The organism is Bradyrhizobium sp. Kon69 (genome assembly GCF_055807515.1).
Window position 1 is genome coordinate 47,660 of record NZ_JBVVOS010000031.1, and the last position, 18,056, is coordinate 65,715.

27 protein-coding genes are annotated in these 18,056 nt (G+C 64.8%); 11 read left to right on the forward strand and 16 right to left on the reverse strand.

What is annotated here, in order from left to right; genetic code table 11:
• The first annotated feature begins 22 nt into the window (after nucleotides 1–22).
• A complete protein-coding gene (locus AC0L3U_RS32025) occupies nucleotides 23–208 on the forward strand; it encodes a hypothetical protein (RefSeq protein ID WP_035962695.1) in 186 nt (61 codons plus the stop codon).
• A 22-nt stretch (nucleotides 209–230) separates the two neighbouring features.
• Here the strand turns inward: AC0L3U_RS32025 and AC0L3U_RS32030 are convergent, their stop codons facing one another.
• From AC0L3U_RS32030 to AC0L3U_RS32045, 4 genes are all read right to left on the reverse strand, one after another.
• Nucleotides 231–1,151: a DMT family transporter gene (locus AC0L3U_RS32030; protein ID WP_473364382.1), complete on the reverse strand. Its 921-nt coding sequence runs from the start codon at nucleotides 1,149–1,151 to the stop codon at nucleotides 231–233.
• 90 nt (nucleotides 1,152–1,241) lie between these two features.
• Nucleotides 1,242–1,388 carry a hypothetical protein gene (locus tag AC0L3U_RS32035; RefSeq protein WP_018454523.1) on the reverse strand — a complete coding sequence of 49 codons (147 nt, stop codon included), beginning with the start codon at nucleotides 1,386–1,388 and terminating at the stop codon, nucleotides 1,242–1,244.
• Nucleotides 1,389–1,632: 244 nt separating this feature from the next.
• Nucleotides 1,633–1,887 (reverse strand): hypothetical protein, encoded by a 255-nt coding sequence (locus tag AC0L3U_RS32040; RefSeq protein ID WP_473364383.1) that lies wholly within the window; start codon nucleotides 1,885–1,887, stop codon nucleotides 1,633–1,635.
• Between the two features lie 171 nt (nucleotides 1,888–2,058).
• Complete coding sequence (locus tag AC0L3U_RS32045; protein ID WP_473364384.1) at nucleotides 2,059–2,238, reverse strand: hypothetical protein; 180 nt, start codon at nucleotides 2,236–2,238, stop codon at nucleotides 2,059–2,061.
• 349 nt (nucleotides 2,239–2,587) lie between these two features.
• Here AC0L3U_RS32045 and AC0L3U_RS32050 point away from each other — a divergent pair, with 349 nt between their 5' ends.
• Nucleotides 2,588–3,892, forward strand: coding sequence for a hypothetical protein (locus AC0L3U_RS32050; protein WP_473364385.1), 1,305 nt, complete (start codon nucleotides 2,588–2,590; stop codon nucleotides 3,890–3,892).
• Between the two features lie 10 nt (nucleotides 3,893–3,902).
• Here the strand turns inward: AC0L3U_RS32050 and pdxY are convergent, their stop codons facing one another.
• The 3 genes from pdxY to AC0L3U_RS32065 form a co-directional block, all read right to left on the reverse strand.
• A complete protein-coding gene (gene pdxY / locus AC0L3U_RS32055) occupies nucleotides 3,903–4,715 on the reverse strand; it encodes a pyridoxal kinase (RefSeq protein WP_473364386.1) in 813 nt (270 codons plus the stop codon).
• A gap of 46 nt (nucleotides 4,716–4,761) precedes the next feature.
• Complete coding sequence (locus tag AC0L3U_RS32060; RefSeq protein WP_473364387.1) at nucleotides 4,762–5,403, reverse strand: FMN-binding negative transcriptional regulator; 642 nt, start codon at nucleotides 5,401–5,403, stop codon at nucleotides 4,762–4,764.
• Between the two features lie 92 nt (nucleotides 5,404–5,495).
• The gene (locus AC0L3U_RS32065; protein ID WP_473364388.1) at nucleotides 5,496–6,140 is read right to left on the reverse strand and encodes a TetR/AcrR family transcriptional regulator; all 645 of its coding nucleotides are present in this window, start codon (nucleotides 6,138–6,140) and stop codon (nucleotides 5,496–5,498) included.
• 97 nt (nucleotides 6,141–6,237) lie between these two features.
• Here AC0L3U_RS32065 and AC0L3U_RS32070 point away from each other — a divergent pair, with 97 nt between their 5' ends.
• Both AC0L3U_RS32070 and AC0L3U_RS32075 read left to right on the forward strand, forming a co-directional pair.
• Entirely contained in the window at nucleotides 6,238–6,903 is a 666-nt protein-coding gene (locus AC0L3U_RS32070) for an O-methyltransferase (RefSeq protein WP_473364389.1), read from the forward strand.
• Between the two features lie 164 nt (nucleotides 6,904–7,067).
• The gene (locus AC0L3U_RS32075) at nucleotides 7,068–7,412 is read left to right on the forward strand and encodes a DMT family transporter (protein ID WP_473287044.1); all 345 of its coding nucleotides are present in this window, start codon (nucleotides 7,068–7,070) and stop codon (nucleotides 7,410–7,412) included.
• A gap of 67 nt (nucleotides 7,413–7,479) precedes the next feature.
• On the opposite strand, the gene AC0L3U_RS32080 is transcribed toward AC0L3U_RS32075, so the two are convergent.
• Nucleotides 7,480–7,794, reverse strand: a complete 315-nt coding sequence (locus AC0L3U_RS32080) for a hypothetical protein (protein WP_473364390.1) — start codon at nucleotides 7,792–7,794, stop codon at nucleotides 7,480–7,482.
• A gap of 85 nt (nucleotides 7,795–7,879) precedes the next feature.
• Nucleotides 7,880–8,059: a hypothetical protein gene (locus AC0L3U_RS32085; protein ID WP_027517643.1), complete on the reverse strand. Its 180-nt coding sequence runs from the start codon at nucleotides 8,057–8,059 to the stop codon at nucleotides 7,880–7,882.
• A 138-nt stretch (nucleotides 8,060–8,197) separates the two neighbouring features.
• On the opposite strand from AC0L3U_RS32085, the gene AC0L3U_RS32090 reads away from it, so the two are divergent.
• On the forward strand, nucleotides 8,198–8,476 hold the full coding sequence (locus tag AC0L3U_RS32090) for a DUF3551 domain-containing protein (protein WP_473364391.1): 279 nt from the start codon (nucleotides 8,198–8,200) through the stop codon (nucleotides 8,474–8,476).
• A gap of 19 nt (nucleotides 8,477–8,495) precedes the next feature.
• Here the strand turns inward: AC0L3U_RS32090 and AC0L3U_RS32095 are convergent, their stop codons facing one another.
• The 3 genes from AC0L3U_RS32095 to AC0L3U_RS32105 form a co-directional block, all read right to left on the reverse strand.
• Nucleotides 8,496–8,774 (reverse strand): hypothetical protein, encoded by a 279-nt coding sequence (locus AC0L3U_RS32095; RefSeq protein ID WP_456764566.1) that lies wholly within the window; start codon nucleotides 8,772–8,774, stop codon nucleotides 8,496–8,498.
• Nucleotides 8,775–8,948: 174 nt separating this feature from the next.
• The gene (locus tag AC0L3U_RS32100) at nucleotides 8,949–9,932 is read right to left on the reverse strand and encodes an SH3 domain-containing protein (protein ID WP_473364392.1); all 984 of its coding nucleotides are present in this window, start codon (nucleotides 9,930–9,932) and stop codon (nucleotides 8,949–8,951) included.
• Between the two features lie 165 nt (nucleotides 9,933–10,097).
• Entirely contained in the window at nucleotides 10,098–12,020 is a 1,923-nt protein-coding gene (locus AC0L3U_RS32105) for an FAD-binding monooxygenase (RefSeq protein ID WP_473364393.1), read from the reverse strand.
• 104 nt (nucleotides 12,021–12,124) lie between these two features.
• On the opposite strand from AC0L3U_RS32105, the gene AC0L3U_RS32110 reads away from it, so the two are divergent.
• Together AC0L3U_RS32110 and AC0L3U_RS32115 are read left to right on the forward strand one after the other, a co-directional pair.
• Entirely contained in the window at nucleotides 12,125–12,589 is a 465-nt protein-coding gene (locus AC0L3U_RS32110) for a MarR family winged helix-turn-helix transcriptional regulator (protein WP_473364394.1), read from the forward strand.
• Between the two features lie 122 nt (nucleotides 12,590–12,711).
• Nucleotides 12,712–13,140 (forward strand): COG4315 family predicted lipoprotein, encoded by a 429-nt coding sequence (locus AC0L3U_RS32115; RefSeq protein WP_473364395.1) that lies wholly within the window; start codon nucleotides 12,712–12,714, stop codon nucleotides 13,138–13,140.
• 7 nt (nucleotides 13,141–13,147) lie between these two features.
• Here the strand turns inward: AC0L3U_RS32115 and AC0L3U_RS32120 are convergent, their stop codons facing one another.
• Nucleotides 13,148–13,744: a L,D-transpeptidase gene (locus AC0L3U_RS32120; RefSeq protein WP_473364396.1), complete on the reverse strand. Its 597-nt coding sequence runs from the start codon at nucleotides 13,742–13,744 to the stop codon at nucleotides 13,148–13,150.
• Between the two features lie 374 nt (nucleotides 13,745–14,118).
• Between AC0L3U_RS32120 and AC0L3U_RS32125 the strand changes: the two genes are divergently transcribed.
• The 4 genes from AC0L3U_RS32125 to AC0L3U_RS32140 all read left to right on the forward strand — a co-directional run bounded on the left by AC0L3U_RS32125 (nucleotide 14,119) and on the right by AC0L3U_RS32140 (nucleotide 16,585).
• Nucleotides 14,119–15,138, forward strand: coding sequence for a hypothetical protein (locus AC0L3U_RS32125; RefSeq protein ID WP_473364397.1), 1,020 nt, complete (start codon nucleotides 14,119–14,121; stop codon nucleotides 15,136–15,138).
• A gap of 373 nt (nucleotides 15,139–15,511) precedes the next feature.
• Entirely contained in the window at nucleotides 15,512–15,742 is a 231-nt protein-coding gene (locus AC0L3U_RS32130) for a DUF6894 family protein (RefSeq protein WP_007591727.1), read from the forward strand.
• Nucleotides 15,743–15,834: 92 nt separating this feature from the next.
• Complete coding sequence (locus AC0L3U_RS32135) at nucleotides 15,835–16,224, forward strand: hypothetical protein (protein ID WP_106943383.1); 390 nt, start codon at nucleotides 15,835–15,837, stop codon at nucleotides 16,222–16,224.
• A gap of 109 nt (nucleotides 16,225–16,333) precedes the next feature.
• Nucleotides 16,334–16,585 (forward strand): hypothetical protein, encoded by a 252-nt coding sequence (locus AC0L3U_RS32140; RefSeq protein ID WP_473364398.1) that lies wholly within the window; start codon nucleotides 16,334–16,336, stop codon nucleotides 16,583–16,585.
• A gap of 13 nt (nucleotides 16,586–16,598) precedes the next feature.
• Here AC0L3U_RS32140 and AC0L3U_RS32145 read toward each other — a convergent pair whose 3' ends face one another.
• The 3 genes from AC0L3U_RS32145 to minD all read right to left on the reverse strand — a co-directional run bounded on the left by AC0L3U_RS32145 (nucleotide 16,599) and on the right by minD (nucleotide 18,049).
• Complete coding sequence (locus AC0L3U_RS32145; protein ID WP_027517632.1) at nucleotides 16,599–16,784, reverse strand: hypothetical protein; 186 nt, start codon at nucleotides 16,782–16,784, stop codon at nucleotides 16,599–16,601.
• A 171-nt stretch (nucleotides 16,785–16,955) separates the two neighbouring features.
• Complete coding sequence (gene minE, locus AC0L3U_RS32150; RefSeq protein WP_007609560.1) at nucleotides 16,956–17,237, reverse strand: cell division topological specificity factor MinE; 282 nt, start codon at nucleotides 17,235–17,237, stop codon at nucleotides 16,956–16,958.
• Nucleotides 17,234–18,049, reverse strand: coding sequence for a septum site-determining protein MinD (gene minD / locus AC0L3U_RS32155; protein ID WP_007591740.1), 816 nt, complete (start codon nucleotides 18,047–18,049; stop codon nucleotides 17,234–17,236). The genes minE and minD overlap by 4 nt, the downstream gene beginning before the upstream one ends.
• Between the last annotated feature and the right edge of the window lie 7 nt (nucleotides 18,050–18,056).

The following is an 18,056-nucleotide window of genomic DNA, read 5'->3' on the forward strand; positions in this document are numbered from 1 at the left end:
CAAACCAAACCCGACCGATGACATGTTCGACAATCTGAGCGATCAGGCCGTCTTACGATTGTACGAAAACATCCGGCATCAGGTTGTCGCCGACAAGGCGCTCGGAGGCAGGTATCGGTTGCTCGGCAAATCCGCCAGCGAGCGCGCCGAGCGGCTCGGGCGGGAGCTGACCGGCCGCGGCGTCAAGTTTACCACTATCGAATGGTAAGCGCCGTTTCGAGGCTTGCGATCTATCGCTGCCTCTGCGCCAGATAGAATCCGCACAGCACCGTCACCAATCCCGCCGTCTGCAATAGTGTCGGCGGCTCGCCGAGCAGGAGCCAGCCGGTGAGCACCGTCAGCGCCGGCACGCAGGCCGGGACAACGGCGGCGCGGGCGACGCCGAGGCGTTGGACCGAGACGGCGAACAGATAAAGCGCAGCGGGGCCCGCAAGCACGCCCTGCGCCAGCGCCTGGATGGCGTTCTCACCGATACCGATCGCCGCGATCCGCGCGAGGCCGCCAGTCATGAGGTAGATCGGCAGCAGCAGCAGCGACAGCACGTTGATGACGAGCGCAGCCGACACGGCGGAGACCCGCCAGTGGCGCACCAGCGCGCCGAAGCCTGCGAACATCAATCCGGTCAGCACGAAGGTGAGATCGCCGAGCACGCCGTCGGCGCCGATATGGCCGATCGATTCCGCGCCGATCACGCCGAGCCCGCCGACGATGACGACAGCGCCGGCGATGCGCGACGCGGAGACATGCTCTTTCAGGAAGAGGGCTGCGAGCAGCAGGCCGCCGAGCGTCGCGCAGGAGGGCTGGATCACACTGCCATGGCCGAGCGGCACGAACAGGAATCCAGTGTAGGAGATCAGCGACATCACGGGGCCGCCGAGCACCATCAGCGCAAGGCCCCTGCCCCAGCCGATGCCGCAGAGATCGGAGATGCCGCCGCGTATCACCAGCGGCAGGAACGCAATGCCGGACCAGACATAGCGATGCACCAGCAAATCGACCGGCGTGAAGCCGACCTTGAGCCCGTGCCGCGTGCCGGCAAAGCCGAGCGCCCAGAACACCGCCGCGGCAAGGCCGCAGAGCACGCCGACAAGCGCCGGCGCCGCATCGTTCTTTTGAGTGAGAGCGTCGGCGCCGCTCGTCCGCTGATCCATGGGACAAAGCGGTACGCCGACAGAGGCCGTCGCTCAACCCATGTGCCCGCAAGGCTGGCACGCAAGCGAGAGACGCCAGCGCGCCTTCGCTCAGAAAAATCCCGGGCTGAGATCGAGCCCATACGTCAGGCTGAGCACGAACACGAACAGCGCGGCGGCTGCGAACAAGGCGAGATGCTTGAGAATGAACGCGCGCGGCGAGACGCTTGCAACAACGGCTTTCTGTGCAACGGGCATGACTACTCCATTATGAAAATGATTCTTGGCTGCTCAATAAGCGGCGCCCGCATCAAGCGCCGCGATCTGCAAAGCAACTATTAAAGAGATCACACTCGCTTTGAACGGCCGTACACAACGCACGTGATCATGACTCGCTGCGCCAAAAAAAGACCGCGCTCCCCAAAGGGAACGCGGCCCAGGCAGGCTCGGAGAAAACGAGCCTGCATCACGTTGGCTTGACGTTGGCTTGTGGCGTCCCAGATCAGCGGGCGCTGCCCGTCGTGACGTCAGCCGTCTTCACCTTGCGCGGCGACAGAACGCGGGTCTGGTGGACCGAAGCGACGTTGGCGGGCGCCGAGGCCTGCTGCTCGACATGCGCGGCACCAAGCACGCGCACCTGCATCGGGGAAACCGGAAAGCCGTTGGCCTCATAAGTCGGCAGCTCGGCGGCGAAAGCCGCGGTGCTGCCCGCGATCGTCAGAATGGCGGCGGCGATCGACAGAGTCTTCTTGTTCATGGGTGATGCTCCTGAATGAAACGTTCGGAGCACATCTAAGCCCATTTTGTTGCATTGCGACAGGCACTGCTGCATTGCAACAACGCGCCCGGTGCATGGCAATATGTTTAATGCGCACAAGGCTTTGGCCGAATCACCGCCGGCTGCGACATGACGCTTTTATGAGTGGCGTCAGCCACCGAGCACATGGCCCCAGCCATCGAAGACGTAGGCCTTCCAGATTACGGTTCCGTCCTGGCCCGGCCGGCTGGCACGCCTGAAATCGTCGGCCTGCTCAGCGGTCCAGGTGATGATCGTATCGGAGAGCTGGTCGTGCAGGATGGCGGGCTCGGTAGGGTCAAAGGCGTCCATGGGACGAAGCGAGGAGTGCGTCATGGGCGCCTAACGCGCCGGCCGTGACAAGGTTGCGCAATGTGTCGGCGAAACACGGTTAGGTCGGCCCGTGCCAAATATTCGCCTTTAACGAATTTTTCCCACCGCCCGCGAGCAAGCGCCCGTGGAACCGCAATGGAACCCGCGTTGCCGCCGCGCAACACCTGCTCGAAAAGCCCGCTTTCGCCGAATTGCGCCATTGCGCCGCCACACCGTCCTCCGAACAATCGACGCGCGGCGTGCCTTTTCGTGCAAGACTGTTTGACCAAGATTGGTCAGACTGTTCGGAGAAGACGAGGTTCGACAGAACCGTTTGGAGGCAGGGATCATGAATGATCGGCGGTCTCTTCTGGTGGCGGTCTCCTGCCCCTCGGCGGTTCTCGCCGGCTGGCTGGCTCTCTCTTTGTCCGCCTATGCCCCTGCACTCCTCGAGAACAGCGGCGCAAATGCTTCCGCCGTCTCGCGCGCGAAGGATCTCAGCCGGCTTGACCTCGCCGACATCCCGCACGCTGCGGCCATCGAGGACGGCGTCGCCCTGACCGCCGATATCGCGGCCGCTGTTGCTGCGACACCAAGTGCGATCACCGCTGAAGCGGCCGCGCCCGAGGCGCCAGCTCCGGCCATCAAGCTCGCCTCGGCCGACCCAGTGCTGATCTTGCCGACCGAAGCGCCGCTCGCGCCGCAGATTGCGCCTGACCCGGCACCGGTCGCCAGCGAGGCGGCTCCGGCGCCGGAGCCCGTGATAAAGCTCGCATCCGCCGATCCCACCGAGATCGTGACGACGGACGCACTGTCGCCCGTGACGATCGCGACCGGCCCCGCGCCCGCGGCGAGCAAGGCCTCGCCGTCCGCGGACACGACCGCAGTCCTCGACGAATGCTACGTCATGGAAGCCTGCATCGACCGTTATCTCTGGGCGCTCTACCAGCGCACGCCCAAGGAAGACTCGGTCAAGGTCGAGGATCGCCGCGCCGTCACCGTCAAGCGCAAGGGCAAGATGGTGACCGTGATGCGCAGCTTCACGAAACTGGTCGACGAGGACTTTGGCTGGAAGGATCCGAAGGCGGCCGACCGCGCCGGCATGACGATGATGGACTACGTCATCGGCGGCATGGACAAGAGTTTCAAGCGAAAGCTGTTTCGCACGTTGCTCGCGGCTGAGGCTGCCGGACTTTCGCCGGGTATCACCAGCGCGTTCCGCGACGACTATCGCCAGTCGATCGCGAGCGGCCTGAAGGCTGCCTCCGATCGCTCCTATCACGGCGGCAGCACGCGCGGCGGCTACGGCCACGGCATGGCCGCCGACATCGTCAGCACCAAGGGCGACAACCGCGCGCAGCGCTGGGTCTCGACCGAGGTGCTGTGGAAGTGGGTTGATGCCAATGGCAAGGCGCTCGGTATCGGCCGACCCTATCTCGGCCGCGATCCCCCGCATGTCGGCCCGGTCGACGGTACGGAATACGTCTCGCGCCGAGGCACGTCGGACCGCAAGGAAGCCAGCGTCAAGCCGAGGAAGGCGCGGGCCGTGGCAAGCGCGAAGCTGCCAAAGGCGAAGGCACAGGCGACGCGCGAGCAGAAGGTCCCCGCGAAGCCGCAGAAATCAGCGCAATCGGCCGCGAAGCGCGCGACCTGAGTATGACGGTCTACCGTCCCGGCGTCGGCAACGGCACGAGCCGCATCTCCGCGGTGCCTGCCTCCTGCGTGCGCACCAGCACCGCATAGATGGTTTCGACTGCGAGCCGCACCGCCGCCTCGGTCGCAGTGCCCTTGGCCAGATGCGCCGCGATCAGGCCGGTGAGAAGATCGCCGGTGCCTGAGGGGCGGATCGGCAGGCGCGGCGTCGCAAAGCGCGACAACTGACCGTCGGCGCACAGAATCGTTTCCACCTGCCCTTCCGCCGTATCAGTGAGCGTGCAACCGGTGGCGACCACGTCGATGTGGCCGGTCCCGGCCAGTATCGCGCACGCCGCGCGCAGACCCTGCGCATCCGCGATGTCGAGGCCTGCGAGCAGCCCGAGCTCGAACTGGTTCGGCGTGGTCAGATTGGCGGCCGGCAGCAGCCGGTGCCGGACCACGTCCAGGATGCCGTCGGCGACGTAGACGCGGCCATCGTCACCGATCACGGGGTCGCAGAGATAGACCAGCTTTGGATTGCGTGTCAGCGCCCGCTCGACGAAATCGGCAATGACAGCGGCATTGCCGGACGAACCGAGATAGCCGGTGACGAGGACCGCGGCCTCGTCGACGAGATCGCGCTCCTCGACGCCTCTCAGCAGATCTGCAACGAGCTCGGTCTCCAGCACCCGCCCGCGCAGGGTCGGATAGCGCGGATGGTTCGACAGCAGCGTGGTCGGCACCGCCGCGACATTCACGCCTTCCGCCTGCATGGCATAGGCGGCGGCGCTGTTGCCGACATGGCCGTGGACCACCTGGCTTTGAATGGAGATGACGAGCATGAAAGTCCGTAGGGTCAAATGCCGCGCGAGACAAGGGTCGCCCGGATCACGAAAGACCATACCCAAGCCCGGGCCGCAGCGCTTGCATCTTCCGCGCCAGCCGCCGATGCCCGCTCTCCTCCGATCGCGCCAGCCGGTCCACGACCGCGACGTGATCCGCATCGCTCTTGTGCTGGTTGAGCTTGGCCTGCCCCTCGACGCTATCCACCACGAGATCGATGACGCGAATCGCGGCCAACATGGTCTCGCGCTTGTCTGGCTCCATCTGTGTCAGGTCCCAAGGCGCCTTCGGCAGCCGCGCTTCGGCGACCGCGAGTAGCGCATCGCCATGCCCGCGGTTCTCGTCGAGCCCGCGCACATGCGCCACACCCGACAGGTGCACGGCCTCGTAAAGCCAGGTCGAGACGTTGTCGCGCGAAGAATACCAGTCATTGGAGATGTAGGCGTCGTCGCCGGCAACGATCAGCAGGAAGCGCCGCGTGCCGTCCGCGAGCGGAACGAGCGGATTCCTGGCGGTGAAATGGATTTGCACGATCGTGCGCCCCTCGCGCTGCTCCAGCACGAACGGCACATGCGAGGCGCGCGGACCGCGCTCATCCGCCGCGACGATCATGCCGAAGCCGCGCTGGGTTGCGAATGCCAGCGCTTGCTGCTCCTCGATGCGGAATTGGGGGCGGAGGACATGCATGGCGGGGCGCTCGTTGGCGGGCTGGAGGACAAGCCGAGGCTAACTCATGATCCGGTCAGATCAGAAGCGATATTGGCCCGCAAACGCGGATGTCAGGAATGATCTCGCCGCCGCGCAAGCTCATCGATATAGGCGCAGAACATGTCGGCCATTGCGTCGGCATGACGCGCGATCTCCGCCTCGTTGCGCGGTGTCTCCGAGAACTGCTTGCCGACCTCGCTCAGCGTCGTCTTGATCAGCTCGCCGGCAAGCTCCCGCGTCGCATCCGGCGCCTTCGGCAGCGCCTCCCGCATGAAGGCCGCGACGATGGCCTTACCGGCGGCCCGCGCGTCGTGTGCTTCGGACGCATCGCGATAGAGCGGCGCGGCGTCGCTGAGCGCCGTGCGGATCGCAGCCTCCTCGCACTCGGAAAGAATGAAGGCGTGGACCAGCGCGCGCAGCCGGACCAGTGGCGGTTTCGCTTCGTCGGCCAGGATGCCGCGCAGGAGCTCGCTCGTGCGCCGCCACTCGTCGCTCTGGAGGCGGAACAGGATCGCCGCCTTGTTCGGAAAATATTGATAGAGCGACCCGACGCTCACCCCGGCCCGCTCGGCCACGCGCGCCGTCGTGAAGCGCTGCGCCCCCTCCTTGGCCAGGACCTGAACAGCCGCGTCCAGAATGGCCGCCACCAGCTCGTTCGAGCGGACCTGCTGCGGCTGTTTTCGTGAGGAAACTGAACGGCTTCGGCGATCGGCCATGGCGCCCTCGAGCAATGCGAATAGCGAATGCGACGAATTAGTCGTATTTCCATCCTCACGCAAGCACTCGCCTCTCGGCGACATCTGGAGACTACATATGACCATCCCGACCATCACATCACTTGCGCCACTGCTCGATCGTCTGTTCGACCAGGACGAAGCCGCGCGCGGCGCGATGCGAGCCGCCTTCGCCGATGTGACCGACGCCGACCGCGCACGGATGATGCGGAGCAAGACCGCTTACCGCGACCTCTACGGGCGGCTGAAGGACGCACCGCTCGCGGTCTCCCGCGAGACCGGTCACCTGCTTTACATGCTCGCACGCAGCTCCCGCGCCAAAGCGATCGTCGAGTTCGGCACCTCGTTCGGCATCTCGACCCTGCACCTCGCCGCAGGGTTGCGCGACAATGGCGGCGGCCGCCTCATCACCAGCGAATTCGAACCGTCCAAAGCGGCCCGGGCGCGCGAGAACCTCGCGGCCGGCGGGCTGCTGGACCTCGTCGAAATCCGCGAGGGCGACGCGCTGAAGACGCTTCAAGTCGATCTGCCTGATACGATCGATCTCGTGCTGCTCGACGGCGCCAAGGCGCTCTACCCCGATATCCTGGATCTGGTCGAAGGCCATCTCCGGCCGGGCGCGATCATCGTTGCCGACAACGCCGACGACAGCCCCGACTATCTGGCGCGCATGCGCAGGCTCGGAAGCGGCTACATGTCCACGGCCTTTGCCGAGGACGTCGAACTCTCCGTGCGGATCAACTAACGCCACCACCAGCGAACCGCCGCGCGAACCATCGCGCGGCGGTTTCGTGCTGCGCTCCGCCGTGTCGCAGGCTCGTCACTGACACGTGATAATTGGACCCGGGCAAACGTCATATTCCCCGTACCGCGCGGTATCTTTCTTTGCACAATACGCCCGAGCCCGTGATGACTTCCGCCTTCAATGCCTACGCAGCGCTTGCCTTCGCTATCGTCCTCGAGGTCACGGCGTCCGCCTTCCTCCAGCAATCCATGCAGTTCACGCGGCTGTGGCCGACACTGGCGATGGTGCTGTTCTATGTCGCCTCGTTCTACGCGCTGTCGGTCGCGATCCGGGTCATACCCCTGAGCATCGCCTATGCGATCTGGGGCGGGGTCGGCATCATCCTGACTGCAACGGTCTCCTTCGTGCTGTTTCGCCAGATGCTCGACGCTGCGGCCTTCGTCGGCATCGCGCTGATCGTGTCCGGAGTGGTGGTCATCAACCTGTTCTCGGCGACCACGGTGCATTGATGCCGGCAAGCACGGTGTCACCGGCAAGGTCTTGCTTCGCGACGCCCTGCCAGTGGCCGGCTCACGCCTACTGGCTTTGCGACGGTTTGGGATTACGCGGCCCGGATCGCTTCGCGCCAGGCTTGGCCGCAGCTCGCGGCGGCGCTGTATCGACCGATTCCAGATAGGCGGCAAGCGCCTTCGCTGTGTCCGAACTGGTTGCGTAATGGTCCTTCAGGAACCAGGACAGCGTCAGGTTGAAGCGCCCCTTGGCAAGGCCGCGCGGGCTGCGATGGCAGGTCGCGCATCCATCGGCGAAGAGCTTTTGCGGCGACTTACCGGCATCGAGATTTTGTGCGGCGGCAAATGTCGCTGTCAGGACGGCCGCGGCTGCAAGACTCATCGTTGGAAGAGTCATCAGGGGCGCGATCAGGTCGCGCCCCGGTCGAAAGTGCGAAATCAATGTCGTCCCCTGCCCGGTCTTGCGGTCAGGCCGCCAATAGCTGATCGAATTCGGGCGGCGCGTAGGCCTTGCCGTCCTGGTCGGTGATGACGACCTTCCACCCCTCGCTTGCCCAAACCTTCGCCTTCGCCACGATGAGCAAACGGCTCTCGCGGGCAAAACTGCACTTCTCGTTATCGCGTTCTGCGATCATCTTGTAGGCCAATGCGCATCCCCTTAGCGTTGCCCGCACCCACTCTCGTCGTGGCAGCGGGCTTTGGCCGCAATTCGCCGGGAGCGTGGCATTTTGGTGCCATCCGCGGCAGCATTGTGCCTGGTTCCGGCCGAACGATGGAGGTTGATCGTGCGTCGCATCATGAATGCGATTCTGCTTGTCGCGGGCTTGATTGGTCCGGGCCTGCTTGGCTCGGCGCCCACAGCGGCGCAGACCTACGATCCGCGCCATCCCGTCTGCATCGAGATCTACACCATCGACGGCCGCAGCATCGATTGCAGCTTTGCGACGATCGCGCAGTGCGCTGCGACCGCCTCCGGGCAATCCGCCCAGTGCTACGCCAATCCCTATGCCACGCAGAGCCGGCAGCTGAGCCCGGTTCCGTCGCCGCCGCGACGAAGCCGATAGCATCAGGTCTGCGCTCCGATCAGTGGACGCGAATGATGTGGGGGCGGCCAAGATCGATCAGCCCCTGCACCGCCGAGAGGCGGTCGTCGAGGGCTGCGATGGTCAGCAACAGATTGTTGCGGCGTTCGTCGAGAAGGCCCATCTCGGCGCCGGAGAGTTTGGTGCTCGATCGCTCCTTGTGAATCACCTCGAGAGATTGGCGCAATCCGGCAATCAGGCCGGACAGCTGCTTGGCTTCCCTGGTCATCGACCGCTTCGCGACATTGTGGCGGCGCGTCTCCGCCTGGTTCTGTCTCATCGTCGTCATCCTCCCGTGCCCCGCTGCCCCGAGTGGAATGCTTACAGCTTTGAGTAGACATCTTACGATCGATGAAATCTGCCCGCGAAGAACCTTCTTAAATTGTATGGGCAGGGAACCCGCTCCGGCCTCAGCAGAAAGCCCGGCGCGAGGGCCGGGCTTTCGTTGGCAACCCTAGTGCTTCTGGTGCCCGGCGCCGGGACCGCCGGCCGGCGCACCGCCGCCGTGCGGCGCGGCGTTGATGTGAGGTGCGCCGCCGCCACCCCCATGAGGCATGGCAGGCGCAGCCGCGCGCGGCGCCGGCATTTGGGCATGAGCGTTCATCGGCGAGCCGTGGCTCAAATTGGGTTGGGCCACATGCGGCATCGTGGGTCGGCTTACAGGAGCGGCTGATACACGCGGCGCCTCATGCGGGCGCGCCATCGGCTGCGCACGCACAGCCGCGCGCTGTGCGGCCTGCTCGTGCATCATGCGGGCTTGTGCATCGTGCGGATTGCGGCCCTGAAGATTGGTCCGCTCATGCGCGAGGTCGCTTCGTCCCGCACGGCTCCGGTCCGTCGCAATAGCACTCTCGTGCCTGGCTATCGCGGCGTCGTGCCGTGAAGTTGTGGCATCACGTCCGGAGACCGCAGCCGCGCCCTTCGCATTTTCCCTGACATTCGCACCGTTGCGCCCGAGTGCGACCGCCGCATCGCGCGTTGCCGCGCGGCCGATGCGAGCCGCGCGCGGGTCGATTGTCATCCGCATCGCGTCGCGCTGATGCGAAGTCCAGTAGCTATTCCAGTGGGCATGCCGCCGATACCAGGGCCGCCCCTGATAATAGCTCGACCAGTACGAGGTCAGCACGAAGGGGACGATCGGCACGTCGATCTCGTCGACATAGTCGGGGAGATAGACGTAGTGATTGCGGTAGAGATATTCGAGATACTGCGACGACACCCAGCCGCGGTCATCCGAGAAGCTCACGTCGCACCAGGCATTGCCGCGCAGGCAACCATGGATGTCGACGCGGGCGCCCTCGGGGATGCGATCGACCAGCGGAAAGCCCGGACCCGGCCCGGCCCGCAGGCCGGTCGAGACGGTGACCATGCCCGGTGCGGCCAGCGCGGCCGTCGGGGCAAGCAGCAATGCGGCTAACAACACGCTTCGGAATTTCATGGCGTAGTCCTCCTCTTTCGAGTCGGAACGCGCCAGCGGAACGGGCGTTCCGCGTACGAAGGCCTCATCCGTCAAAAGATCGAGACGGATGCCGCGCGCGGTTCAATATTCATTCGCCGTTCATCGGCACCGCGCGCACGCGAGAGAGTGTGCGCCGCCGTCCCGTCAGTTTACTTGCTGCATAAAACCGTCGAAGTACGCAGCAAGCGCAGCAAAATCATCGAGCGGCAGCACGGTCGCGACATACTGATCCGGCCGCACGACGACCATGCAGCCCGCCTTGCGATCGATACCGCGCATGGTGAAAACGTCTTGACCATTCTTGAGGTCCGGACAGAACATCTTCTCGTAGTCGATCAGGCCGTACCGGCCCTTGCGTGGAAGCAGCAGCACGGGCATCGCCTCCATGGCGAGCTCGCGATGATCCTGCTGGAAGATTGCCCGCAGATCGATCACGCTGTCGATGTCGGCGGCCGCCGGCGTGTAACGCCGGACCGGCGACTCCCGCGCCTCGGAGAGAAAATGGCACAAGGCGCGAATGGCCGAGGCGGCTGCTGCCGGATCTTCAGCGCCGGAGAAAGCGTAGATGCGGAAGCGGCCATCCGCCGGCGCAGCGTGACCGAGATGCACCGGCTTGGCATCCGCAAGCCGGATCACCGGTGCGGAATGAAAGCGCGTGCCGATGCCGAAGCCTTGCGCGAGACGCTGGTGCGACGTCGCTCCGGTCAGAACGGACGGGCGATAATGCGTGGCCGTGCCCGCGGTGTAGCGACCGTGCCTGACGAAATAGTCCTGCGTCCTGGCGGCATCGGCGCCGCCGGCCTTGGCGGCGGACGCAAGAATCCCAGCCCATTCGCGGTCGAAGTCGATCAGCTCTTTCGCAACGGCCTGGCGCTCTGCCGAATAGGAATGCAGCAGGCTCGGCGCGGACTGCTTCCGCAAAACGGCAGCGAGCTTCCAGCCGAGATTGAAGGCGTCCTGCATCGAGACGTTCATGCCCTGCCCCGCCTTCGGGCTGTGGGTGTGGCAGGCATCGCCGGCGATGAAGATCCGCGGCAGACGCGTAGCGATCTCGGTCTCCGGCACGTCGTCGAACTTGTCGGTCAGTCGTTGGCCGATCTCGTACACCGACCACCACGCGATCTCCTTCACATCGAGCGTATGCGGCTTCAGGATCCGCTGCGCCTTCGCGATCACGTCATCGGCGGTGATGTTGCGATTGGCGACGCGCTCGCCGATGTCGAGCTTGGCGAGCTCGACATAGAGGCGGACCATGTAGCCGCCCTCGCGCGGAATGATTAGCAGGCTGCCGTCCTTCGCCGACTGGATCAGGGCCTTGAAGCGGATGTCCCGAAAATCGGTCACCGCCAGCACGTCCATCACGCCCCAGGCACGATTGGCGGAATCGCCGAGCAACTCGCGGCCGATCGATTTGCGCACCATGCTGCGGGCGCCGTCGCAGCCGACGACATAGCGCGCCTTGATCGTCTCCACCTTGCCCTCGTTCTCGGCATCGCCCCGTTCGAGCCGCGCCGTCACGGCATGGTCGGCGGGCCCTGCGGCCGGATCGACCTGAAGCTCGAGCAGGCGCCGGCTGTAATGGGGCTCGAGCCTGGCCGGCGCCTTGCGCATGACGTCGAGGAAGCCGTCATGGATGCGCGCCTGGTTGAGGATGACGTGCGGGAATTCCGACAAACCGTCCTCGACGTCCTGCACCCGGCCGCTGCGGACGATATGTTCCGGCATCCGCTCGTCCGGCTTCCAGAAAGTCGTCTCGTTCACCCAACAGGCTTCCTTCAGGACGCGCTCGCTGAATCCGAAGGCGTGAAACATCTCCATGGTGCGGCAGGCGATGCCGTCGGCCTGCCCGACCAGCAAGCGGTCCGGCTTCTGCTCGACGATGCAGGTCTTGATGTCGGCAAACTGCGCAAGCTGGGCCGCGAGCGTCAGGCCCGCAGGGCCACAACCGACGATGAGGACGTCGACCTCGTCAGGCACAGCGCCCGTTACGCCCGACGCAAGAATGCGCGCGGCGGGATCGGCGATTTCGGGGTCGCCCGGCTGAAATCCATTGAGATGGAATTGCATGAGCACCTCTCCCGGAAACGTTCTGTTTGGATATTGCTCAGTATGCTGACTATCAGTATACTTGTCAACGACCCCGGCCGTCCCGCCCCCAACGGAGAAATTCGGTGAAAGACAACAACGACATGCCCGGACATCTGGCGCGCCGATTCCAGCAGATCGCGGTCGCGGTGTTTCTGGCCGAAGTCGGGGATGCCGGCTTCGACCTTACCCCGGTGCAATACGCCGCGCTCGCAACCATCAAGGCCAATCCGGGACTCGACCAGGTGACGCTCGCGGGATTGATCGCCTACGACCGCACCACCATCACCGGCGTGATCGACCGCCTCGTGCAGAAGGGGCTCGCGGAGCGCCGCGCCTCGCGCCGCGACCGTCGTGCCCGCGAACTCGGGATCACCGACGAAGGCCGCCGCACGCTGCGCAAGATCACGCCGGCCGTCGAATCCGCGCAACGCATCATGCTGCGCGGCCTCAGCGCGAAGGAAGGTGAGGATCTGATGCGCCTTCTGCACAAGGCCATCGCCGCCGGCAACGAGCTCAGCCGCGCCCCGCTGCGCGGAGTGCAGGCCTAATCCCCCGTAATTCTACCCGTCATTGTCGCAGATCCGCGAAACCAGGAACTAACCTTCGGCTGTTAGGCTCGGCCGCATTCGGCGTTTAACGCGCGATTAACTTTGCCGGTCTGGAGTTTCGGATGTTCAGGTTCCTCATTGCGGCGGCGGCCATCGCACTCTCGTCCGCTCCGTCGCTGGCGAACGGCCATGGCGGCGGCGATGCCCCTCCTCCGCCGAAGCCCGCGACGTCACCGGCGAAGGTCATCCTGACCAAACAGGGCCCCACGCTCGTCGACCTCAACGGCATGACGCTCTATTATTACGAGCGCGATACCACCGGCAAGACGTCGAACTGCAACGGGAAATGCGTCGAGAGCTGGGTGCCGCTGTCCGCAACGGCCGATGCCAAGGCGATCGGCGATTTCACCGTGATCAACCGCAACGACGGCAGCAAGATGTGGGCCTATCGCTATCGTCCGCTCTACACCTCGCCGGCCGACAAGGCGCCGGGCGAGGCCAACGGCAATGCCACGACGCTGCAATGGCGTATTGCCCGTCCCGAGAATTAGGGCGACGTCACCCGCGCCAGCTGGGCCGCGCCTCGACCTGCGCGTTCTGTCCGGGCGGCAGCACCACGACCGTTGAATTGAGCTTCACCCGGTCATAGAGATCGATCACGTCCTCGTTGCGCATCCGGATGCATCCGGACGAGATCGCCTGCCCAATATATTCCGGCTGGTTGGTGCCGTGGATGCGGTAGAGCGTGTCCTTGTTGCCGGCATAGAGATAGATGCCCCGCGCGCCGAGCGGATTGGCGGGACCGCCGGGCACGCGCGCCGGATAGGGTCCGAGCCGCGCCTGAATGTCCGCCGTTGGAACCCAGTCCGGCCATTCTGCTAGACGGCCGACCCGCGCGACCCCGGAAAACGCCATGGCTTCCTCGCCGACCGCAACGCCGTAGCGGATCGCCTTGCCGTCGGGCAGCACGAAATAGAGATAGCGCGCATCGGTATCGACCAGGATCGTGCCCGGCTGCTCCTTGCGCGGATAATCGACGATATGACGGAGATATTGCTCGGGCACGTTCGCCTGCGCGTAAGGCGTATGCGCCAGCAACTGCCGGTCCCGCGGCGTCATGCTCGCATCTGTCGATGGCGAAAGCGTTGTCTGCATGCAGCCGCCTAACGGAAGCATGGCAAGGACGAATAGAACGAATAAGGATCTTGGCACCGCCGGCCCCGATAGCGATAGCAGCACCCCCAGCAACGCCAGATGCTGCCAAAATCGTGCTGAAAACAAGGCATTGCGGAACAATTGCGCGTGTTTGATCGACCGGGTTCCATCACCACAAACGGCGCAAGAGCGTCGCACAGTCTCCATCCCCTCGCCTTGCTTTGGTCAAACCCGGCTGGACTCGTGCGTCGTGGCTTGGCCTCGGGGAATTGGATGGCCTCACCTCACGGATCTGCTCGCGCGAATGCGGACGGCCAACACTTCAACTACTCAACACCTGGGCTTCAAAACACCCGGACTTCAAAGGAGCTGCGATGCTCGCGACGCTGAACTCTCGGCAAATCGTCGATGAGATCGTGAAGGACACGGTCACGAACAACGACCCGCACGACGCGGTGCAGATTTCGCCTGACATTGTGCTGGCCTCGCGGCCTCTCAGCGTCGCGCCCGCGCTCGCGCCTGAGATCAAGAGCCGACCGGAACCCAAGATAGATCCGGCGTTCACGCTGAAGTCCAGAATGGATCCGGAGCCGAAGTTCAGTCCCGTCCGCGAGCCGCAGGCGGCAGCGCCCTCGGTCGACACCGCGGTGCACGTCGCGCCCGGTGATGGTCTCAGCCGGCAGAAGCGCTCCTCGGCCGGAAAATGGCTGCGCGGTGCGTTCGTCACGATGCTGTTTGCGGGCGGAAGCGCGGCCGCCACTGTCGCCTGGGAAAAACATGGCGACACCGCAAAACAGATGCTCGCCGAATGGACGCCGGCATTGGCGTCGCTACTGCCGTCGACCTCGCAGACGGCACCGGTCGCCGCCGCGCAGGCCGCGCCGCCTGCCGACCAGACCGCAACGGATCAAGCCGCGACAGATCAAGCAACCGATCAATCGACGACTCCGCCCGCAACCCAGGTTGCAGCAGCAGTGCCCACGGCAACACAATCCGATCCTGCGTCATCAGTGCAGTCGATGACGCGCGATCTCGCCGCGATGGCGCAACAGATCGAGCAGCTCAAGGCCAACATCGCCGAATTGAAGGCCGGGCAGGAGCAGATGGCACGCGAGATGGCGAAGCCGCCCGCGCCGAAGCCGGTGGCCGATGCGAAGCCGCGCGTCGATCCGCGCGCGCAAATGTCGGCGCTGCCGCCGCGACCCGCGGCGCCGCCGGTTCGCAAGCCCAAGCCGGTCGTGTCGCACACCTACATGCCGGCTTATTCGCCCGCGCCGCTCGCTCCGCCGCCGCCTTCGCAGGCTGCCGCAGTCCCACCGCCAGCTGCCGTGACGACGCAAGCCGTTGCCGACGACGACGGACCTGTCGTACGCCCGCCAATGCCGCTGCGCTGAACTATCGTCACGCGACGACACGAAAGCGTCGTGCCAGCGATGCTGTCCGAGTCGATGTGATGCGTTGACTCCGGGTGACTACGGGAAGCGGCGCTTCGATCGTTTTCGATCAAGAGAAAAGGCCGTCGGGATTTATGCCGGCGGCCTTCTCTTGCAGCTGCCGGTTCCCGGAGCCCGGTTCTGCTGCAATTCCATGCCTCATGATCACGCCGACATATTTAATAAAATCTTAACACGCTTGAATGCTGCACATCATTTCTGCGCCATAAGCACAGAGATTGCGCGCGCCGTTCATTCGATAAACATCGACTCAGTGGTACCATCGCTCATGTGTTGAAAGCCGAAGCTCAATTCGTCACACCGGGGAATTCGGATGCCTTACTATTCCTTTGATCTCGTGGTTGGTGAAGAGTTCAAGAACCAGGGCGGCATCATCCTCGAAGACATCGAGGTCGCCTCCGATCGCGCCGTTCAACTGGCCACCGAGCTGTCGCAGGTGAAGCCCGAGTTGCAAAGCAAGGGCTGCGCTGTGCGCGTCACCGACCGCGATCACAAAGAGGTCTATCGCACGCCGCTCGATCCGGTGCCGGCCTGGCGGCGCTAGCCCGCCGGCCGTCTTTGCAGCCGCACGCTATCCCCATTGCGGAGCGGCGCGCCAGCCGCTAGCCTTCCCAAAAATCCGGGGAGGTACCAAGGATGCGCACTGGTTTTCTGATGACGGCCCTGTTGCTGCTGGCGGCGCCGGCCCAAGCGGCCGACCATCCACGTTCGACCTATGTCACGCTGGTCTTGCAGGCCTTCGCCGCCAAGGTCGAATGTCCGGGCACGGATGTCGCCTACCAGGATCTGGTGCAGAAGGCGGAGCAGATGCAGCTGCCCGAAGGTACCACCGAGAAGGTCCGCAAGGCGATCGCCTGGATGCACACCGGCGGCAAGATGGGCGAGAAGCAGGACGACGATCTGATGGCCGAGGTCGCAGTGGCCACCCAGGCGACCGACCTCAACCAACGCCGCCTCGGCATGCCCAGCTGGTGCGAGGCCCAGAAGACCAACCTCGCCGGCCTGATCCGCAGCAAGGGCGGCTAGCGTTGTTCGCGGCGTTAAGCACGCCGCGCCGGAACTTTTGCTTCGGCCAATAATCGTCACAATCCTCGCCAGCATGCGGCTCTCTTCGAAACTCGAACAGGGGAGCCCCATGCGGATCAACCATGTCCTTTTCGCCGTCGCGTTTGCCGTCGCCACGATCTTGACCGCGCCCGTGCTGGCGAAGAATTCAGACGCCCAGAAGGGCGAGGACAAGTCGACCTCGTCCTCTTCGTGCAGCGCTTATCAGCAGGCGCCGGACGGCTCGTGGGAGCCGCTGCCCTGTAAGGAAACGGGCGAGCACTCCCAGCCGCAGACGCAGCATCGTACGTCGCCGCAGGGCGCCGACCGCGGGGAGCGTTGAACGCGCAGGAGTATCAGCTCTGGTGCGGACCGCGGATGATCTTCATCGCGTCGGCGAGGTGACGCCACTCTTTGGCCTCATCGGCCTCGCCGCGGCCCTCGCAAGCCCTGGCCTGTTCCGCGGCCTTCGCGATCGCCGCAAAACCGTGCTGTTCCAACATCTGGCGCGCGACGGTGTGGACCTGGACCTCGGTCATCATGGGCGTTCTCCCGTTTGGCGAAACCGCGGTGCATCGCGCCGCCGCGGGTTGTTCACAACGATTGAGCCCCGGACCTCGTTCCGTTCACGTCAGCACGCAAAAGGCGGCCCGCTATGCCCAGCGGACCGCCTTCTCACCCACCCCAAATTCGAAGCGTCGCGGCCGAAATCCCTACCCGGCCGCCGCGCGCCTGCGCTCGAAATCATTGGGCACCTCGATATCGACCTCGAGGGTCGAGACCTCGTCGCCGCGATCGAGCCGGACGATGACCTTGGTCGGGTCCAGCGTGACGTGCCTGGAGACGACCGCGAGAATTTCCTCACGCAGCACACCGAGCAGATCGGGCTGGCCGCGCAGTCCGCGTTCATGAGCAAGCAGGATCTGCAACCGTTCGCGCGCGACGGGTGCAGAGGCCTTGTTGCCGCGGAGAAGCCGAAGCAAACCCATGCTCATGCGGCCCTCCTTCGCAGCAGGCGGTCCATGAAGCCCTTGCGCTCGGTCGGCACCTGCATCGGCACGGTGTCGCCGCACAGCCGCCGCGCCGCGTCGATATAGGCCCGCGCCGGAGCACCTTCAGCGTTCGACAGCGTCACCGGCGTGCCGACATTGGAGGCGCGCAGCACGTCCTGGCTCTCCGGGATGATGCCGAGCAAGGGTGTTGCAAGAATTTCGAGGATGTCCTCGATGGTCAGCATCTCGCCGCGCGCGGCGCGCGAGGGATCATAGCGGGTGATGAGGATGTGCTTCTCGACCCGCTCGCCCTTCTCGGCCCGCACCGTCTTGGAATCGAGCATGCCGATGATGCGATCTGAATCGCGCACCGAGGAGACTTCGGGATTGGTGACGATCACGGCTTCGTCGGCAAAGCGCATCGCCATGGAGGCGCCACGCTCGATGCCGGCCGGGCTGTCGCAGATCACCCAGTCGAAACGGCTGCGCAGATCGTCGATGACCTTGCCCACGCCCTCTTCGGTCAGCGCGTCCTTGTCGCGGGTTTGCGAGGCCGGCAGCAGCCAGAGGTTCTCCAGCCGCTTGTCCTTGATCAGCGCCTGCGGCAGCTTTGCGACACCCTGCACCACGTTGATGAGGTCGAACACAACGCGGCGTTCGGCGCCCATCACGAGGTCGAGGTTGCGCAAGCCGACGTCGAAATCGACGACCACGACCTTTTCACCACGTTGCGCGAGCGCAGCTCCCAGCGCGGCGGTCGTCGTGGTCTTGCCGACGCCCCCCTTGCCTGACGTCACGACCAGTACCTTGGCCATCTCTCAA

Coding starts and splice junctions, on each gene's coding strand:
- AC0L3U_RS32025 (WP_035962695.1), top strand. CDS start 23: ATGTTCGACAATCTGAGCGATCAGGCCGTCTTACGATTGTACGAAAAC.
- AC0L3U_RS32030 (WP_473364382.1), bottom strand. CDS start 1,151: ATGGATCAGCGGACGAGCGGCGCCGACGCTCTCACTCAAAAGAACGAT.
- AC0L3U_RS32035 (WP_018454523.1), bottom strand. CDS start 1,388: ATGCCCGTTGCACAGAAAGCCGTTGTTGCAAGCGTCTCGCCGCGCGCG.
- AC0L3U_RS32040 (WP_473364383.1), bottom strand. CDS start 1,887: ATGAACAAGAAGACTCTGTCGATCGCCGCCGCCATTCTGACGATCGCG.
- AC0L3U_RS32045 (WP_473364384.1), bottom strand. CDS start 2,238: ATGGACGCCTTTGACCCTACCGAGCCCGCCATCCTGCACGACCAGCTC.
- AC0L3U_RS32050 (WP_473364385.1), top strand. CDS start 2,588: ATGAATGATCGGCGGTCTCTTCTGGTGGCGGTCTCCTGCCCCTCGGCG.
- pdxY (WP_473364386.1), bottom strand. CDS start 4,715: ATGCTCGTCATCTCCATTCAAAGCCAGGTGGTCCACGGCCATGTCGGC.
- AC0L3U_RS32060 (WP_473364387.1), bottom strand. CDS start 5,403: ATGCATGTCCTCCGCCCCCAATTCCGCATCGAGGAGCAGCAAGCGCTG.
- AC0L3U_RS32065 (WP_473364388.1), bottom strand. CDS start 6,140: ATGGCCGATCGCCGAAGCCGTTCAGTTTCCTCACGAAAACAGCCGCAG.
- AC0L3U_RS32070 (WP_473364389.1), top strand. CDS start 6,238: ATGACCATCCCGACCATCACATCACTTGCGCCACTGCTCGATCGTCTG.
- AC0L3U_RS32075 (WP_473287044.1), top strand. CDS start 7,068: ATGACTTCCGCCTTCAATGCCTACGCAGCGCTTGCCTTCGCTATCGTC.
- AC0L3U_RS32080 (WP_473364390.1), bottom strand. CDS start 7,794: ATGAGTCTTGCAGCCGCGGCCGTCCTGACAGCGACATTTGCCGCCGCA.
- AC0L3U_RS32095 (WP_456764566.1), bottom strand. CDS start 8,774: ATGAGACAGAACCAGGCGGAGACGCGCCGCCACAATGTCGCGAAGCGG.
- AC0L3U_RS32100 (WP_473364392.1), bottom strand. CDS start 9,932: ATGAAATTCCGAAGCGTGTTGTTAGCCGCATTGCTGCTTGCCCCGACG.
- AC0L3U_RS32105 (WP_473364393.1), bottom strand. CDS start 12,020: ATGCAATTCCATCTCAATGGATTTCAGCCGGGCGACCCCGAAATCGCC.
- AC0L3U_RS32115 (WP_473364395.1), top strand. CDS start 12,712: ATGTTCAGGTTCCTCATTGCGGCGGCGGCCATCGCACTCTCGTCCGCT.
- AC0L3U_RS32120 (WP_473364396.1), bottom strand. CDS start 13,744: ATGCAGACAACGCTTTCGCCATCGACAGATGCGAGCATGACGCCGCGG.
- AC0L3U_RS32125 (WP_473364397.1), top strand. CDS start 14,119: ATGCTCGCGACGCTGAACTCTCGGCAAATCGTCGATGAGATCGTGAAG.
- AC0L3U_RS32130 (WP_007591727.1), top strand. CDS start 15,512: ATGCCTTACTATTCCTTTGATCTCGTGGTTGGTGAAGAGTTCAAGAAC.
- AC0L3U_RS32135 (WP_106943383.1), top strand. CDS start 15,835: ATGCGCACTGGTTTTCTGATGACGGCCCTGTTGCTGCTGGCGGCGCCG.
- AC0L3U_RS32140 (WP_473364398.1), top strand. CDS start 16,334: ATGCGGATCAACCATGTCCTTTTCGCCGTCGCGTTTGCCGTCGCCACG.
- AC0L3U_RS32145 (WP_027517632.1), bottom strand. CDS start 16,784: ATGATGACCGAGGTCCAGGTCCACACCGTCGCGCGCCAGATGTTGGAA.
- minE (WP_007609560.1), bottom strand. CDS start 17,237: ATGAGCATGGGTTTGCTTCGGCTTCTCCGCGGCAACAAGGCCTCTGCA.
- minD (WP_007591740.1), bottom strand. CDS start 18,049: ATGGCCAAGGTACTGGTCGTGACGTCAGGCAAGGGGGGCGTCGGCAAG.